General features: G+C 63.0%; 14 protein-coding genes. 4 read left to right on the top strand and 10 right to left on the bottom strand.

Annotated elements, in window-relative coordinates; translation table 11 throughout:
• Positions 1-65 precede the first annotated feature (65 nt).
• The 3 genes from VOI21_RS01755 to VOI21_RS01745 are packed head-to-tail and all read left to right on the top strand — an operon-like array spanning position 66 to position 4,779.
• A complete protein-coding gene (locus tag VOI21_RS01755; protein ID WP_323767097.1) occupies positions 66-1,382 on the top strand; it encodes a TolC family protein in 1,317 nt (438 codons plus the stop codon).
• Positions 1,383-1,426: 44 nt separating this feature from the next.
• On the top strand, positions 1,427-3,598 hold the full coding sequence (locus VOI21_RS01750; protein ID WP_416358951.1) for an ATP-binding cassette domain-containing protein: 2,172 nt from the start codon (positions 1,427-1,429) through the stop codon (positions 3,596-3,598).
• Positions 3,598-4,779 carry an HlyD family type I secretion periplasmic adaptor subunit gene (locus VOI21_RS01745; protein WP_323767096.1) on the top strand — a complete coding sequence of 394 codons (1,182 nt, stop codon included), beginning with the start codon at positions 3,598-3,600 and terminating at the stop codon, positions 4,777-4,779. Before VOI21_RS01750 ends, VOI21_RS01745 begins: the two co-directional genes overlap by 1 nt.
• A gap of 110 nt (positions 4,780-4,889) precedes the next feature.
• On the opposite strand, the gene dtd is transcribed toward VOI21_RS01745, so the two are convergent.
• From dtd to VOI21_RS01730, 3 genes are all read right to left on the bottom strand, one after another.
• A complete protein-coding gene (gene dtd, locus VOI21_RS01740) occupies positions 4,890-5,333 on the bottom strand; it encodes a D-aminoacyl-tRNA deacylase (RefSeq protein WP_323767095.1) in 444 nt (147 codons plus the stop codon).
• Positions 5,330-6,229 carry a carbohydrate kinase gene (locus VOI21_RS01735; protein WP_323767094.1) on the bottom strand — a complete coding sequence of 300 codons (900 nt, stop codon included), beginning with the start codon at positions 6,227-6,229 and terminating at the stop codon, positions 5,330-5,332. The genes dtd and VOI21_RS01735 overlap by 4 nt, the downstream gene beginning before the upstream one ends.
• Before the next feature lie 215 nt (positions 6,230-6,444).
• Positions 6,445-7,599: a TFIIB-type zinc finger domain-containing protein gene (locus VOI21_RS01730; RefSeq protein ID WP_323767093.1), complete on the bottom strand. Its 1,155-nt coding sequence runs from the start codon at positions 7,597-7,599 to the stop codon at positions 6,445-6,447.
• A 170-nt stretch (positions 7,600-7,769) separates the two neighbouring features.
• On the opposite strand from VOI21_RS01730, the gene VOI21_RS01725 reads away from it, so the two are divergent.
• On the top strand, positions 7,770-8,312 hold the full coding sequence (locus VOI21_RS01725; RefSeq protein WP_323767092.1) for a hypothetical protein: 543 nt from the start codon (positions 7,770-7,772) through the stop codon (positions 8,310-8,312).
• A gap of 117 nt (positions 8,313-8,429) precedes the next feature.
• Here the strand turns inward: VOI21_RS01725 and VOI21_RS01720 are convergent, their stop codons facing one another.
• The 7 genes from VOI21_RS01720 to VOI21_RS01690 form a co-directional block, all read right to left on the bottom strand.
• Positions 8,430-8,975, bottom strand: coding sequence for a YaeQ family protein (locus VOI21_RS01720; protein WP_323767091.1), 546 nt, complete (start codon positions 8,973-8,975; stop codon positions 8,430-8,432).
• A gap of 114 nt (positions 8,976-9,089) precedes the next feature.
• A complete protein-coding gene (locus tag VOI21_RS01715; RefSeq protein ID WP_323767090.1) occupies positions 9,090-9,683 on the bottom strand; it encodes a DUF3228 family protein in 594 nt (197 codons plus the stop codon).
• Between the two features lie 124 nt (positions 9,684-9,807).
• Positions 9,808-10,944 (bottom strand): SPFH domain-containing protein, encoded by a 1,137-nt coding sequence (locus tag VOI21_RS01710; RefSeq protein WP_323767089.1) that lies wholly within the window; start codon positions 10,942-10,944, stop codon positions 9,808-9,810.
• A 163-nt stretch (positions 10,945-11,107) separates the two neighbouring features.
• Positions 11,108-12,079 (bottom strand): DUF2927 domain-containing protein, encoded by a 972-nt coding sequence (locus tag VOI21_RS01705; protein ID WP_323767088.1) that lies wholly within the window; start codon positions 12,077-12,079, stop codon positions 11,108-11,110.
• Positions 12,080-12,086: 7 nt separating this feature from the next.
• On the bottom strand, positions 12,087-13,268 hold the full coding sequence (locus tag VOI21_RS01700) for a toxic anion resistance protein (RefSeq protein WP_323767087.1): 1,182 nt from the start codon (positions 13,266-13,268) through the stop codon (positions 12,087-12,089).
• Positions 13,269-13,289: 21 nt separating this feature from the next.
• Positions 13,290-14,207: a 5-bromo-4-chloroindolyl phosphate hydrolysis family protein gene (locus tag VOI21_RS01695; protein WP_323767086.1), complete on the bottom strand. Its 918-nt coding sequence runs from the start codon at positions 14,205-14,207 to the stop codon at positions 13,290-13,292.
• Between the two features lie 191 nt (positions 14,208-14,398).
• Entirely contained in the window at positions 14,399-15,247 is an 849-nt protein-coding gene (locus VOI21_RS01690; protein WP_323767085.1) for a hypothetical protein, read from the bottom strand.
• Positions 15,248-15,255: the final 8 nt, after the last annotated feature.

Genomic DNA, 15,255 nt, shown 5'->3' with positions numbered 1-15,255 from the left:
CCGGCACAGAACCGGGCCGCGGATCCCGCTACATAACGATAAAACGAGCCGAGACGGGGGCACGGATGAGCATAGGCAGGCGGAGCCTGAGCCTGATCGCCATGGCGGTCACGCTCTCGGGCTGTATGAAAGACATGGCTGCGGGGATGCCATTTGGCAGCCGCGCCGATCCACCGGCGGAGGAAACGGTCACGCGCGCGGCATCCGCAGCGCGCCCGGATGCGTCGCAGGCTGCCCCGATCATTCATGCGCTGTCCCTTCGCGGCTCGGTTGTCGAGCCGGGGACGCCCTATGCCCGCATCGCCGGTGCGGTCATCGCCTCGGACTCTCGGGTTGCAGAGGCGGAACTGCACATCGCGCGCCTCCGCGCCGAGGCGGCCAAGTACAACTGGCTGCCCAGTTTCGGGCCGCGCATCTCTCTGAACTCTCTGGGTGATTTCGTCGCCGATCTGGTTGTCAATCAGGTGCTGTTCGACAATGGGCGCAAGAAGGCAGAGCGTGATCTGGCAAAATCCCACGTCGAACTGGCCGCCGTCAAACTGGTCGAGGACGGCAACCGACGGGTGAACGACGCGCTGACGCTGTATATCCGCGCGCAGGAAAGCCGCGAGCTGGACGCACACCTTGAATTTGCGCTCAAGGACATGACCCAGTTCGAATGGATCATGAATGAGCGCGTCAAAGGCGGGGTTTCGGACATGTCCGACCTCAACGTGCTGCGTCAAAAGCTGGCCAGTATCCGTGCCCGCCGCAGTGAGGCGCAGGAAACGGCGCGTACCGCAATGGCAGAACTGGACGCCATGTCGGCCTCGCCTCTGGCGGAGGTGCGCGGCCTTGGCGGTCTGCGCGATACGTCGGGCGGTGCCGCGCTGGGTGTGCTGCGGGCGCAGGCGGAACGCGACATCGCGGTGGCCGAGGCCAAGATCGCCCGCGCCAGCCATCTGCCCGGCCTAGTGGCCAGCGGCTCTGGCGGGCAATCCGCGCTGAGAGGGAGTCTTGATATCGGCTCTGACACCCTGTTTTCGCTGGGCACAGTATCTGACCTGAAGGCCATCGAAGCCAGCAAAGAGGCGGCATCGCGCAAGATCGGCGAGGCGCAAGAGACGGCAGAACGCTCTATTCGCAGTCAGGCCAGCCAGTTGGCGGCTTACACGCGACAAGCGAAAGAAGCCGAACTATTGACCCGGCAGGCCAAACAGAACCTCGACCTGTTCCAGCGCCAGTATGACGGCGGGCAACGGCAGATCATGGATGTGGTCGGCGTGTATGAGACCTATGCCGCCGCGTTGGAGCGCGCCATCGACCTGAAGTACAAAGCCGCCCGCGCGGAACTGGAACTCGCCCGCCTGCGTGGCGCACTGGCAGAAGGGGCGCAGTTGTGACCGACGGCGGCGTTCTCCAGATGGCTGGCAAGGCAGGCAAAGCAATGCTGCGGGCGGTGCCTGTCGGGGCGGTCGCCAACACCACCCGCCGCGCGCCGCGCCATACGGACCGCGCCCGCGCGCGCGCCGCGCTGATCCGCGTGCTGGCCGGCAGGCTGGGTGTCGAGGCGAAACAGTCAGACATTCTAGAGGCGCTCTCGCAGAAGGCCGGAGAAGGTGACAGCTATGGTCCCGCCGCGCTGCGGGCGGGGCTGGAGGCCGCCGGTCTGCTGACGTTGCAGGACGCGCCGGACACGCTGGTGCCCGGGCTCTGGCCCGCGCTGGCGCTGATGCGCAACGGGCAGGCCGTGCTGGTGCTCTCGCAAGAGGGCGGATCGCTGACGATCTACGACGAAAGCGCCCCGCAACGGCGCTCTGACGTGGGGTTGGCCGAGTTCGGTTCTGTCTTTTCGGGAGAGATCCTGCGCGCCGAGGCCCCGGTTCAGGCGCTGACCGACACGCACGCCAGTGTCGGCACAGAGGCGCATTGGTTTTGGGGCCAGTTCCTGCGCTTTCGCAAACATTTCGCAGAGGTGGCGTTGGGCAGTTTTGTCGCTAACCTGCTGGCGGTCTCTGTCGCGCTGTTCTCATTGCAGGTCTATGACCGCGTGATCCCGCACCAGTCCGAGGCGACGCTTTGGGTGTTGGCCGCAGGCGCCGGAATGGCGCTGCTGCTGGAGACGTTTCTCAAGGTCGCACGGTCACAACTGTTGGACGGCGCGGGGCGGCAGATCGAGATGGGCGTTCAGGGTCTGCTGATGCAGCGCCTGCTGGGGATGCGGTCAGACCTGCCGGGGCGCTCGCCGTCGCAACTGTTCTCGGCGATGCGCGAATTCGGATCGGTGCGAGAGTTCTTTACCGCCTCCACCGTGGGTGCGCTGGCCGACATCCCGTTTATCTTTGTCTTCCTGCTGTTGGTCTGGTCCATCGCGGGGAGCGTCGTCTGGGTGCTGATCGCGGGCGGGCTGTTGATGGTCATTCCGGGGTTCTTCCTGCAAAAGCGCATGATCCGCCTGACGCAGGAAATGCAGGGGGCCAGCGCCAAACAATCGCGCCTGTTGCAGGAAACGGTGGTGGAACTGGACACCATCAAAACGCAGCGCGCCGAGGATCGGTTCGCCCGCATCTGGGAAGAGTTGACCGCCGTTCAGGCGCTCAAAAGCTCGGACCAGCGCAAGCTGGCCGCCAGCCTGACGTTCTGGAGTCAAGCAATCCAGCAAGGCACCTATGTCGCTGCCGTCATCACCGGTACTTATCTGGTTTTTGCCGGGCAGTTCACGGTGGGGTCGATCATCGCGGTGGGCATCCTGTCGTCGCGCACGCTGGCCCCGCTGACGCAACTGTCGGGCATCCTTGCCCGCTGGGGCAACGTCAAGGCGGCACTGGACGGGTTGGACGCAGTGGCGCATGTGGCGCAGGACCGGTCGGCCACACGCACCTATCTGCGGCGCGAGAAGCTACAGGGCCAGTACGACCTGCGCGACGTTACCTACCGCTATGACCCCGAAGGGGCAGCGGTCCTGGACCTGAACCAACTGGTGATCCAGCCGGGACAAGTGATTGCCGTGCTGGGCGCCAACGGGTCTGGTAAATCGACGCTGCTCAAGATGCTGTCGGGGCTCTATGCGCCCGCCACCGGCAAACTGATGATCGACGGCACCGAAATGGCCCAGATCGACCCCAAGGACCTGCGCCGCGCTATTGGTTATCTAGGGCAGGACGTGCGTCTGTTTCAGGGCACTCTGCGCGACAACCTGAACCTCAGCCTGCTGGAACGCGACGACGACCGGCTGTTCGAGGCGCTGGATTTCGCGGGCCTTGGTCAATACGTCAAGGCGCATCCAAAGGGACTGGATCTGGACATTCGCGACGGCGGCGAGGGGCTGTCCGTCGGGCAGCGCCAGTCGATTGGGTGGGCGCGGTTGTGGCTGCAGGACCCCGATATCTGCCTGCTGGATGAACCAACCGCCGCGCTGGACCAGACGCTTGAAAAAACGCTGATTTCTCGGCTGGAGGACTGGCTGGGCGGGCGCACGGCAGTCATTGCCACCCACCGGGTGCCGATCCTCAGCCTTGCTTCGCGCACGCTGATCCTTGCCAATGGCCGCATGGCCATCGACGGCCCGCGCGATCAGGTGCTGGATCACCTGCGCACGGCCCAGACAGGAGCGGCTTGATGGCCACCACAACCACAAACCTGTCGGCGCAACTGGCGCAGAGCCTCAAGGGGCCGTCGCTGACCATCTGGCTGTGTGCGGCGACGGTCTGGGCATTTATCCTCTGGGCCAGCTTTGCCTGGCTGGACGAAATCGTGCGTGCCGATGGTGAGATCATCTCTTCCTCGCGCCCGCAGATCATCCAGAACCTCGAAGGCGGCATCCTGTCTGAACTTCTGGTCAAGGAAGGCGACGAAGTCCTGCGGGGTGACATCCTTGCCCGGCTGTATGGTACGCAATTCCGGTCCTCGGTGGATGACCTGCGCGATCAGATCACCGCGCTGGAGGTCCGCCGCCTGCGGCTGGAGGCCGAACTGCAAGGCGCGTCCGTGGTCGAGGTTCCGGCGGCCATGTCGATACGCTCCCCGGCGCTGGTGGCCTCGGAGCAGGCGCTGTTGGCGGCGCGGCAGTCGGATTACCTCAAACGTCGCGAGGGTGCGAAGCGGGTGCTGGAACAGGCCGCCTCGGAGCGTAAGCTGATGGAGGATCTGCTGGACAAGAAGGTGGTGGCGCTGATCGAGGTCACCCGCGCCCGCCGGTCTCATGCGGATGCGCAAAAGGCCTACGACGAAATCGTCACCCAGACCGAGCTTGTCCGGGCCGAGGAGTATTCAGAGACGCTCAAGGAACTGGCGACCCTGCAACAGAACCTGAAAGCCTCGCAGGATCAGTTGAACCGGACGGTGTTGATTTCTCCGATGCATGGGGTGGTCAACAAGCTGTCGGTGACGACCATCGGCGGGGTGGTGCGCCCCGGCGAAGAGATCATGCAGATCATTCCCCTCGACGAAGACCTGTTTGTCGAGGCCAAGGTGCGCCCGCAGGACATCGCCAACATTCGCCCCGGGCAGGAGGCGACGATCAAGCTGACCGCCTACGATTACACGATCTACGGAACGCTCAAGGGACGGGTTCATGTGATATCCGCCGATACCTTCAAGGATGAGCGCCGCCCGGAGTCGGAACCGCATTACAAGGTCACGGTGGGGGTGGACACGTCCTCATTGACCGACCGGCAGGTGGCAATGGAAATCCGGCCGGGGATGCAGGCGCAGGCCGAATTGCACACCGGCGAGAAGACGGTTTTGCAATACCTGCTGAAGCCGCTCTACAAATCGCGTGAGGCCTTCCGCGAGCCGTGATCCAATTGAGCCGCCTGCGGCGGCGCTGGATATCTCGGGTTTTGCCTTTGGCAAACTCCTCGGGGTGTGGAGTATTTTTGCCAAGAAGAAGCCGGGGCGTGTTGATGCGCTTAGCTGTCGGTGTCCATCCAGATCGTGATCGGCCCGTCATTGGTCAGGCTCACGGCCATGTCGGCCCCAAAGCGGCCTGTGGCCACCGGCGGGCCCTGCTGTTGCAGGGCGTTGGCGAAATACTCATAGAGCCGCTCGCCCTCTTCCGGCGGGGCGGCGGTGGAAAAGCCGGGACGGTTGCCACGGGATGTATCGGCGGCGAGGGTGAACTGACTGACCACAAGCGCCGCGCCGCGGATATCCAGCACAGAGCGGTTCATCCGGTCGTCGTCATCCTTGAAGATCCGCAGTTTCGCAATCTTGGCTGCCAGTTTGTCGGCTGTGGCCTCGGTGTCGCCCTGCATTGCACAGATCAACACCAGAAGGCCGGGGCCGATTTCGCCGATCGTTGCGCCGCCGACCTCTACCCGCGCCTGTGTGACGCGCTGGATCAGTGCCCTCACAATTCACTTTCCCAAGGTGGGTTTGCGCCCGCGCGGCTGACAGTCACCGCGGCCGACCGCGCGCCAAGGTCCGCTGCGGTTTCGAGGTCCTCCGCCGAGGCCGATGCCAGAGCCGCGCGAGACAACAGCCCGGCCTTATGCAATCCGGCCAGAAAGCCCGCATTGAACGTGTCGCCTGCGCCCACCGTATCGACCACCTCGACACGCCGGGCGGGCACCCGGTGCGTGCCGTTGGCCGTCATAACGTCCACGCCTTCAGCACCCAGCGTGACCAGCACAACAGACGTATCGCCCTGCAACAGTGCCGCCGGATCGGTTCCTAGCCACTCCATGTCTTCGTCCGATATCTTGACGATATCGGCGCGTGCCAGCATCCCGGCCAACCGCGCGCGGTAAGATGCTTCATCGGTGATAAAGCTGGGGCGGATGTTCGGGTCGATCATCACCACACGGTCGCCCGCGCGGGAGCAAAGCGTTGCATAGCTGTTTGCCTGCGGCTCCGAGACAAGGCTGATGCCACCAAAAAACAGCGCCGTCGTGTCGTCATCCAGCGCGGGCAGATCGGTCTCTGCCAGCATGCGACCGGCGGTGTTCTCATCATAGAAGGCATAGCGCGCCTGTCCGTCCGTCAGGGTGACAAAGGCCAATGTGCTGGGCCGCCCGGAGCGTGGGCACAGGCTATAGTCGACCTTGGAAGCCGCCAGCGCATCGGCCAGCATCTGCCCGAACAGGTCATTGGACAATCCACCCAGATAACCCGACGGGGCCCCAAGCCGACCCAGCGCAATGGCCGTGTTAAACACTGCGCCCCCTGCGTAGGGTGCAAAGGCATGCTCTCCGCCACTTGTCTGACGTGGCAACATGTCGATTAGCGCTTCGCCGCAGCAGAGGATCATGGCGTGTCTCCTTCGTGAAGATGTTTGCGCTAACTAACGCGATTTCGACCTTTGGTCAAAGGCAGACCTGCCGACAGCATCACCAGAAGCCAACGGTGATCAAGGACGTATTGTCAGTCATGCGGGCGGCTGGGTCCGGCAGGGTGTCACCGCACAAGGCGAGGGCCGTAAAAATTTGGCGCGATCCTTTCGTCCCCGGGTGCGTGAGGCGCGAATCACTGGTTGATGGCAATCAGATAGCCGACGCCGCCCGCCACGATCAGGCCCAGCAGGACCGCAAAGGCTATTTTCCACGCTGACCACGGTCGTTCGCCCTGAACGCGGCCTGTGCGCCCGTTCACCACGAAGCGAAAGCTCTTGCCGCGATATTTGTAGGCCGCCATCCAGACTGGCAACAGCACGTGTTTGAAGGTGATGTCGCGCATGTCGGTATCGACGTCATGCACCCGCTGACGGTCTCCCCCGATGTCGAATTTCACATCGCGGTGAATCTGCCGGTCCATCTTTTCCTTCGCTTCGTGAAAGCCTTCGTCGAGGTCGACCTGATAGCCCTCGGCCCGAAAACCGGCGAGGTATTCCGGCCTGTATGGTTCCATCGCCGTCAGGTCCCAGGGTTCCAGCGCGTCGGTGAACCGCTTTGGCAGCGCCTTGGAGGCCAGCACCAACACGTCGTCGAAGAACCGCCGCACGCGCCCGGAGACCCGTGTCCAGCGGATCTTTTGCACCCGCTGAGTTTCCATCTTTCCGTCGCGCATGACCTGTCGGGTCTCATAGTAGACTGTGCCACGCTCGCCCCGGTAGTCCGAGGTCGTATCGGCGTCGAAGGTCCAGTAGGGCACGTAAATACCGGTCAGCTTGCGGCCCTTTCGGGCGTAGTCCTGCAACCCGTTGGGGGCGAACCAGAGGCCGCCCAGCCAATCGGTCATCGCGCTTCGGGCCGCTTCTTCGTCCATGGCAAAGGGCAACAGGCCGCGCGGTTTGATATGGCGATGGGTGCCGGTGTCCGTCACCACCGGGGTGGCGCAGAACGGGCATTCGGCGGCGTGGACATCCGGGTCAAATTCGACCTGTGCCGCGCAATTCGGGCAGGTGGAGACGCGGGTTTCCTCCATCTCCTGCAAGGGCAGGAGGTTGGCGATTGCCGCCTTGAAGTCCAGTTCGCGGACGCCGCCACCGCCCCACGGTCCGTCGTTTCCTGCGATTTCGGCAGTGTTGCCGCAATGCCCGCAGACCAGCTTGCCGTTGTCGGGGTCAAAGCGGAAGTCCGCGCCGCATTGGTCGCAGGGAAAGCGGTGCTCGTCCGTCGGGCCCTTGGGTGCGGAGGGCGGCGGCGGTGCGGATGAAGGCGGCGGGGGGGGAAGATCACTCATATCGGAAATGGACATCAATCTGTGCGGCTTGCCTGCATCCTTGCGCGGATCGTGGCCGAGGGAAAGGAAAAATAGCCGGACGTGGGTGTCGGGATGGCGGCGCCGGGCATGGCCCCTTGGCGGCAAGGGGCGCGGGCGTTAGCCTTTGGTTCGAACAGGGAGGGAGGCAGATGATGATACGGGGTCTGGCCTTGGGTCTGGCAATTGCGGCGAGCACGGCCATGGCGGAGCCGGTCACCTATGCCTTTGAATGGACGGGGAGCGGCGGCTATGCCGTCAAGGGGGCGCTGCAATACGATGACGAGGCGATCACCGACCGGTTTGTTCGGGAGCAGGACCTGAGCTGTTTTGTGATCGAGGGCAGCAAGGACGGTGAGGCTGTGGGGCGCTGGGCGTTGACCATGCTGAATGAGCAGACGTCGTGGCGGGTGCATTTCGATCCTGTGGTGGGTCGCTTCCTCGTCGAAGGCGAGGGCGTCTGGATGCCTCAGGCGTGGAATATGGACGGCGACGGGATCGACTGCGGGGCGGGGGGATTTGGCTTTAATATCGGCAATGCGGCGCAGGATATCTGTGTCGATAACAGGCTGATTTTTGAGAGCCAGGTGGCCCCGGAAGAGCCGTTTCCGGCGGTTCGAATGGAGGATTTCAAGTTCCCTCGTGATGCCTGCATCGCGCCGCCTTTGTTGGGGTGGATGCGCCCCGGAAATTGAACAGGGACATGACCTGTCCACGCGTGGACAGAGGTGCGCCTGAGGAAAATCAATGGGTTACAGAGGCATTTTTACGTTTCGTTAGGGAACGGACAGCTAGATGCGGGCCGAGGGAGGTTAGGCCGGACCCTTCCAGATCACCGGGGTAACGTAGACGATTTTGTCATCCGCGCTGACCATCACGTCGCCGTCCTGAATATTGACCTGAAGCTTCATCGTGCGGCTGGCCAATCCGGCCAGTGCGGCAGTGTCGGCCTCAGAAAAATTGATCACCTGAAGATTGTCGAACCGGGTGGTGCTGTTCTTGATCTTGTCCCACCACATGTCAGCAGTGCGGCCGCCATAGGGGTAGACGATCACCTGCGCGGCCTTGGCGCAGGATTGACGGACCACCTTTTCGCTGGGTAGACCCAGAGCCACCCAGACATCCAGCTCTCCACTCAGGCTTTTCTGCCAGATGTCCGGTTCATCATCGGTGGAAAGCCCCTTGGTCATTTCCAGATGCTCATGCGCATTCAGGGCAAAGGCGACGAGGCGCACCATGAGACGTTCATCCGTCTCTGACGGGTGTTTGGCGACCGTCAGCTTATGGGTCTCATAATAGTGACGATCCATGTCCGAGACAGAGAGTTCAACTTTATAAATAGTGGCTTTTTGCGCCATGATCTGTCCCAAACCTACAAGGATTGGGATGCCTACTCTGTCCGGGGGCGTTTGAAAAGCCGATTGAAATTCATCTAAGGGGACGCGAGACGGTGTTGCCGCAGCTTGTCCGCCCTAGTCCGCTGGTTTCACCGGGGCGTGGCGTTCCCAGAAGTCGACGGCCTTTGCATAGGCCGCCGGATCAATCGGCTGGCCCGATCCGCCTGCCGCGCGGCCAAGGGCGTTGCGCCATTGGGTGATGGGCGGCATCGGTGGTTCTGTCGGGTCCAGTGTGCCGATGATAGAGACCACGCCCCAGTCGCAATCCGGGACGGCTTGGTCCTCGGGGTAATCTGCGGCCTCAAGCAGCATCTGGGCGTGGTTGTAGAGGATCACGTCCAGCCAGTTTGCGCGGGGGGCAGGGGTGTCGAACCAGCGTTCCAGCACGGGCATTTCACCCTCGCGCCGGGCGCGATAGCCGCTGCGCAGGAGGTGCGCGTTGTCAGGCGTGATCGGAGCAAAGCCGCAGAGGGTGGGGGTGTCATTCTGCAAAAACAGGTGTTTGCAGAAGGGCGCGTAGCCGTCCACCAGCGGTGTGCCTTGCGCCAGAGCGGCATTGCAGCGGTCGGTCAGATCCTGTGGCGAGAGGCCAAGGATACGCGTGCCGCTGGCGTCCGGTTGCCAGTTGCGGAGCGCAAAATCGGTCATGGCGATTGCGGCGGTCTGCACGGGGGGCCTTTGTGGAGTGGGCGAGGTCCCGGGTCAGGTCCGGGACGGCATGCGCTTGGGGATGGGGTGCGGTCCCGGGTCAAGCCCGGGACGGGGGCACCTACATCGCCCGGGACGGGGGTACTTACATCGGCGGCGGGGGCGGCGGCATCACGGTGAAGAGTTGCGCCAGTTCCGTGACCTCTCCCGCGCGTTTCCAGCCGTCCTGACCGGGGGTCCAGACGTGGGTTTCGCGGGTCAGTTCCTTGCTGGAGACCATCTTGCCCAGATCCGCCTTGGAGAACGGTCCGGTGGTCTGGCCGTTCACCGCCATGTGCCAGACATGTTCGACCGGCGGCGGCGGCGGGGCCATGGCGGCGGGTTGCGGTTGCTGTGCCTGTGAAGCGGCAGCCTGCTGTGGTGCGGCCCCCCACGGTCCCTGCTGGGCCATGGAGTTGGCCATTTGCATGCCCATCCCGGCGCCAAAACCCATGCCCATGGATTGATCCATCGCACCGCCTTGGCCCATCGCCTCTGCTGCTTTCCATTTCATGTGGTCGTCGAGGTTGCCCGCAAGACCGCGGCTGGTGCGGGCGTCCAGCGCCTTTTCCACCGCTTCGGGCAGCGAGATGTTTTCGATATAAAGCTCGGCCAGTTCCAGACCGTACTGGTGAATCACCGGGTCGATGGCCTTGCGGATCAGTTCAGACACTTCGCCGGTGTTGGCGGCCATGTCGAGGACAGGGATGCCGCTGCGGGCGATGTCCTTGGAAAACTCCTGCACGATGATGTTGCGGATCTGAAAGCTGATCTCATCCATCGTGAATTCGCCGTCGGTGCCGACGATTTCGGTCATAAAGACTGCCGGGTCCGCCACCTTGATCGAATACGATCCAAATGCCCGAATGCGGGTCGGCCCGAATTCCGGGTCGCGTAGCATGATCGGGTTCTTGGTGCCCCATTTGAGGTTGGTAAACCGGTTGGTGTTGACGAAATAGATCTCAGACTTGAAGGGGCTTTGGAACGCGTGATCCCAATGCTGCAACGAGGTCATGATCGGCATGTTGTTGGTCTCTAGCATGTAGAGACCGGGGGTGAAGACATCCGCCAGCTGGCCTTCGTGGATAAAGACGGCGGCCTGTCCTTCGCGGACTGTCAGCTTGGCGCCGTACTTGATCTCATGGCCTTCACGTTCAAACCGCCAGACCATCGTGTCGCGGGTGTCGTCCGTCCAGTGAATGACGTCGATGAATTGGCCCGATAGAAAATCCCAGATGCCCATGATGCGGCCTCCAATCGTTCGGTTTAATTGTCGCTTGCGCGATGCTGCGCACAGGGTACGCGATCCGCAGAGTAGTGGAAGCCCCCACGGAAGGTCAGGGGGAAATGAGGGGGAAAATACCGCGCGGCCTGTCCGTCGCCGATCATCGCGCGCCGGGCGAGCGTCAGCTTGGCCCGGCTGTCCCCATCAGGTCCGCCGCTTTTTGTTGCACGATCGGCATCGCCTGTTCGGCGGTCATCCCCGGTTTCAGGCGCGGATCGTAGAGGATCTTGAGCAGCAATTCGTCATGGCCGGTCAGCAGCGCAAATTCATCGTCGTCGTTAAAGATCGACGGGCGGGCGCGCGGGCTGTCGTTGCCAAGGCCCATGCCCTGGGCCAGTTCCTCATGGATGCAGGAGCGGCGCAGCAGGGGCGGGTGTTCAGAGCGGATGATGGCGATAGCGGTGCCATAGTCATAGCCACCGGGGCTGCGCGAAAACGCGACGACGACACAATGGATGCCGCGCGGCAGGTTGTTGAAGATGCGCAGGGCGTTGGGGTTCACGTCGGGCACGATCTGGCGGATGCGCGGGGCGATCTGGTCAGCGTCGTCTTCGGACATGAACAGGACGTGATAGTTGGGGTTGCTGTCGACCATCGAGATCGGGTGCCCGGTGATGCGCGACAGGCGGGCGGCATAGCTGGCCACCGCGGCTTTTGACGACGCGATCTGTTCCTTGGGGACATGGGCGCCGAACTCGGTCGTCATGCGGACCGGGATCGTCCATTTCTTGATGGCGCTGGGGGCCCCGGAGGAGGGCCGCAGGCCTGCGCCGCGTTCATATTCCTCTTCGAGCGCGATGGCGGCAAAGTTGCGCACCAGCATGGTGTCGGTAAAGGCGGTGTCGGGGCCGCCGCCATCGGTGCGCAACAGGCCGCGCGCGACCAGATCGTTCTGCACGCGCCCGTAGTATTGCGTCAGCGCCTTGCTGGCGGGGGACGCCTCTGGCGCGGCGGGGGTGGACTTGGGCGCGACCCCGGGGGGACGCGCCTCTGGTGTGACCGAGGTCTTGCGCGGTGCCAGATCCGACCCGAGGCACCCTGACAAGGTCAGGGTAGCCGCAAGCGCCAGCGATATCAGACCAGCCCGCACCATGATCACCTCAGGACGGAACCGCGCCGGCACCCTGACGGCGCGACTTGGCAGAGGCCAGCGTGTCGCGCAGTTCGGATTCCATCCGCTTGAGTTCTTCCTCGGCCTTGGCGCGACGCGCCTTGCCTTCGTCGGCGATTTGCAGGCTGTCCTCGATGGTGGCGACCAGATCGGCGTTGGCCTGCTTGACCGCCTCGATGTCAAAGACGCCGCGTTCCATTTCCTGACGGATCATCTTGTTGCTGTCGCGCAGGTTGGCAGCGTTCGAGGTCAGCAATTCGTTGGTCAGGTCGTTGGCGTCGCGCACCGCGGCGGCGGCCTGCTTGGAACGCTGGATGGTCAGCGCCTGCGCCAGCTGGGTTTCCCACAGCGGCACGGTATTGACGAGGGTCGAGTTGATCTTGGTCACGAGGCTCTTGTCGTTTTCCTGCACAAGGCGGATCGACGGCAGCGACTGCATGGTGACCTGACGGGTCAGTTTCAGGTCGTGAACCCGGCGTTCCAGATCGTCGCGCGAGGCGCGCAGGTCGCGCAGTTCCTGCGCCATCATGACCTGATCGTTCTCAGGCGCGGCCTGAACGGCGGCTTCTTTGGCGGGGATCACCTGCGTGTCCAGCTCTTCAAGCTTGGCCTCACCGGCGGAGATATACAGCGCCAGTTCGTCGTAGAATTGCAGTGTCTTTTCATAGAGCAGATCCAGCGACTTGATGTCCTTGAGCAGGACATGCTCATGCTTGAGCAGGTCGTCGGTGACCTTGTCGATCTGGCCCTGAACGGTCTCATAGCGCGCGGTGAACTTGGCGAAAGGCGCAGCGCGGCCCAGCAGTTTTTCCCACCAGCTACGCTCGCGACGGACATCCAGTTCCGAGATCGAAAAGCCGCGGATGGTGGTGACGATGCCGCGCAGGCTGTCGCCTGCCGGGCCCACGTCCTTATTGCGCACGTCCGCCAGCATGGCTTGGCTGATTTCCTGCAGTTCGGCCTGCGCGGCAGAGCCGAAAGAGACGATCGAATTGGTGTCGCCCATGTCCAGTTCTTCCATCCGCGAGCGGATTTCGGCGCTGACCTCTGCGGGCGCGTCCTTCAGCGGCACGACGGCGTTCGCTTCGGCCGGATCGGGCAGAACGACTGCATTGATTTCATCGACCAAGGCAAGCGCCTTTTCGGCTTCCTGACGTACGTTTTCAGACATAGGTTCCCCCGTTCAATTCACTCATCTCCGGTCGAGATGCACACCCTCGCGCTGCAAACGGTCGCGCAGCACCTCGATTTCAATATTCAGGTCTTCGTTATTGTCGGCCAACAGCTTGTCGATCTTCTTGTCAAAGCTTTCCTCAAGATCGGTCAGCAGCATCATGTAGTCGCTGCGCGCGTTCCGGTCGGAGGAGCGCGAGAAGACGTCGGAGAATTTCACCGTCGCGTCGCGTGCGCCCATCAGGTAAACGCTGAGGAACTTCTTGGCCCCGGTCAGGTCGCGCGGGTCTTCTTCGACCGTGCGGATCATCTCACGCACTTTGGTGACAAAACGCTCTACCCGCGCCTCTACCTGACGGTCTCCGGCGCGTTTGACGGCGTCGGTCATGGCGGTGAGATAGCTTTCAGCCTCATTGACGACACGTGCGACGCGGTCCTGGGTGAAGGTATCGATGCCCTCCATCCCCTTGTCTTTCATCGGGTCGATGCCGAATGCGCCCAGATGCAACGCTGCCGCTGCGCCGCCGAATATCAGCGGTGCCGCAAGCTGTTCGAATGCCATGCCCAGATCAGAGCGGAACACCGCCAGACCCGCGCCGATGCCACACAGGGCGGCGGCGAATATCTTGCGCGGGATGGCCGGTCTGCGCGCCACCTTGCGTTCATGGAACGACGCCTCGGCCAACAGCCCGTCACGCAACAGCCATGCGCCCAGTACCAGCGAGGCCGCACCCGCAAGACCCACCGCCATGCCGACCGCGCCGTCGTTGATCGACAGGATGGCAAGGATCACACCGGGGATGAACAAGACATTGGAGCGTGCGCCCGCCGGGGCCACGCGGGCCCCGTGATAGGCCGGACGTTCGTCGCGGGGCCGGTCATCCGGTCCGCTGGACGCGCCATCGGGGCTATGTTTTCCGCCAAACCGCTGAGCCATGACGTCAGAGCCCCCCGAGCCAACCCGTAGCCACTCCGAAAAGCAGCACGATCAGCAGGACGTAGCTCACCTTCTGCAAGGCGTTTCCCGACATCAGACTCCCCGATTTTCGGCGCTCTGCCGCGCCTTTACACGGCAGAACTTAAGGGCAAAATGCTGCACTTGCTAGGGGGAAGTCCGGGGGTTGGCGCTCAGGCGGCGGATTCTCGGGGCATCCGGTCAATCAGATGATCGGCCTGCCGTTCAAAGGCGTCGCGCGCACCGCGAATGCCACTGTGAAGGGCAAATGCCTCAAAGCTTTCGGTCAACACCTCAAGCTTGGCCAGGTAACGGCGACGGGCAAAGGGGTGGCCGTGGCCGTTCCATGCGGCTTCCAGCCGGGTAACCTCTTCGTCGAGCAGGGAGATTACCTTGCGTACTGGCCGGTCGAGGCGTGCGGATTTCTTTGGGTCGCCGGTGCTCTGCCGCATCGGACGCAGCACAAGTTGCCGCGCGGCCTGCGTTTTTGTCGTCAATTCCGTATCTTCGAGGGCGGCGATACGGTCCGCCAGCGAGGCCAGAGCCAGTTCGGCCATGTCCACCGCAGCGACCTGACGGGCCCGTTCGGACCCTTTGTCGCGGATCGGGTCAAGTCCGAAGGCGGCAAGGCTAAGACCACAGGCCACCACCCCCGCCAGAGCGGGCATCCAGAGGCTGTCGTACTTGAACCCGGCAAGGACCAGCACCACAAAGCCAACCATCACCGACCCGATCAGTTTGCGCGGGACGCGGGGGGCGCGCGCAACCTCGGCAAGGTCATAGTCGTGATGCTGTTGTTGCCCGACCGAAATCAGGCGCAGGGCCAGTGACAGCACCCAGATCAGCGCGATGGCCGTGGCGATCCCGGCAAAGGATTCCTGAAAGACCCACAAAAGCAGCGGAAAAGCGGCGAGAAACAGGAAGTTCAAACCCGAGTCGAGTTGCGCCCGTTCCAGCCGGGGCGTTTCAACACCTTCGTCTTCTTCCGACGTTTCAAGTCCGCTGTTCGGATGCCGTGTCATGTGCGTCT

Origin of the sequence: Antarctobacter sp., assembly GCF_034670325.1 — a bacterium.
Lineage (GTDB): Bacteria > Pseudomonadota > Alphaproteobacteria > Rhodobacterales > Rhodobacteraceae > Antarctobacter.
Note: the sequence above shows the minus strand (reverse complement) of the source record. Positions and strands in the feature narration are given on the sequence as shown.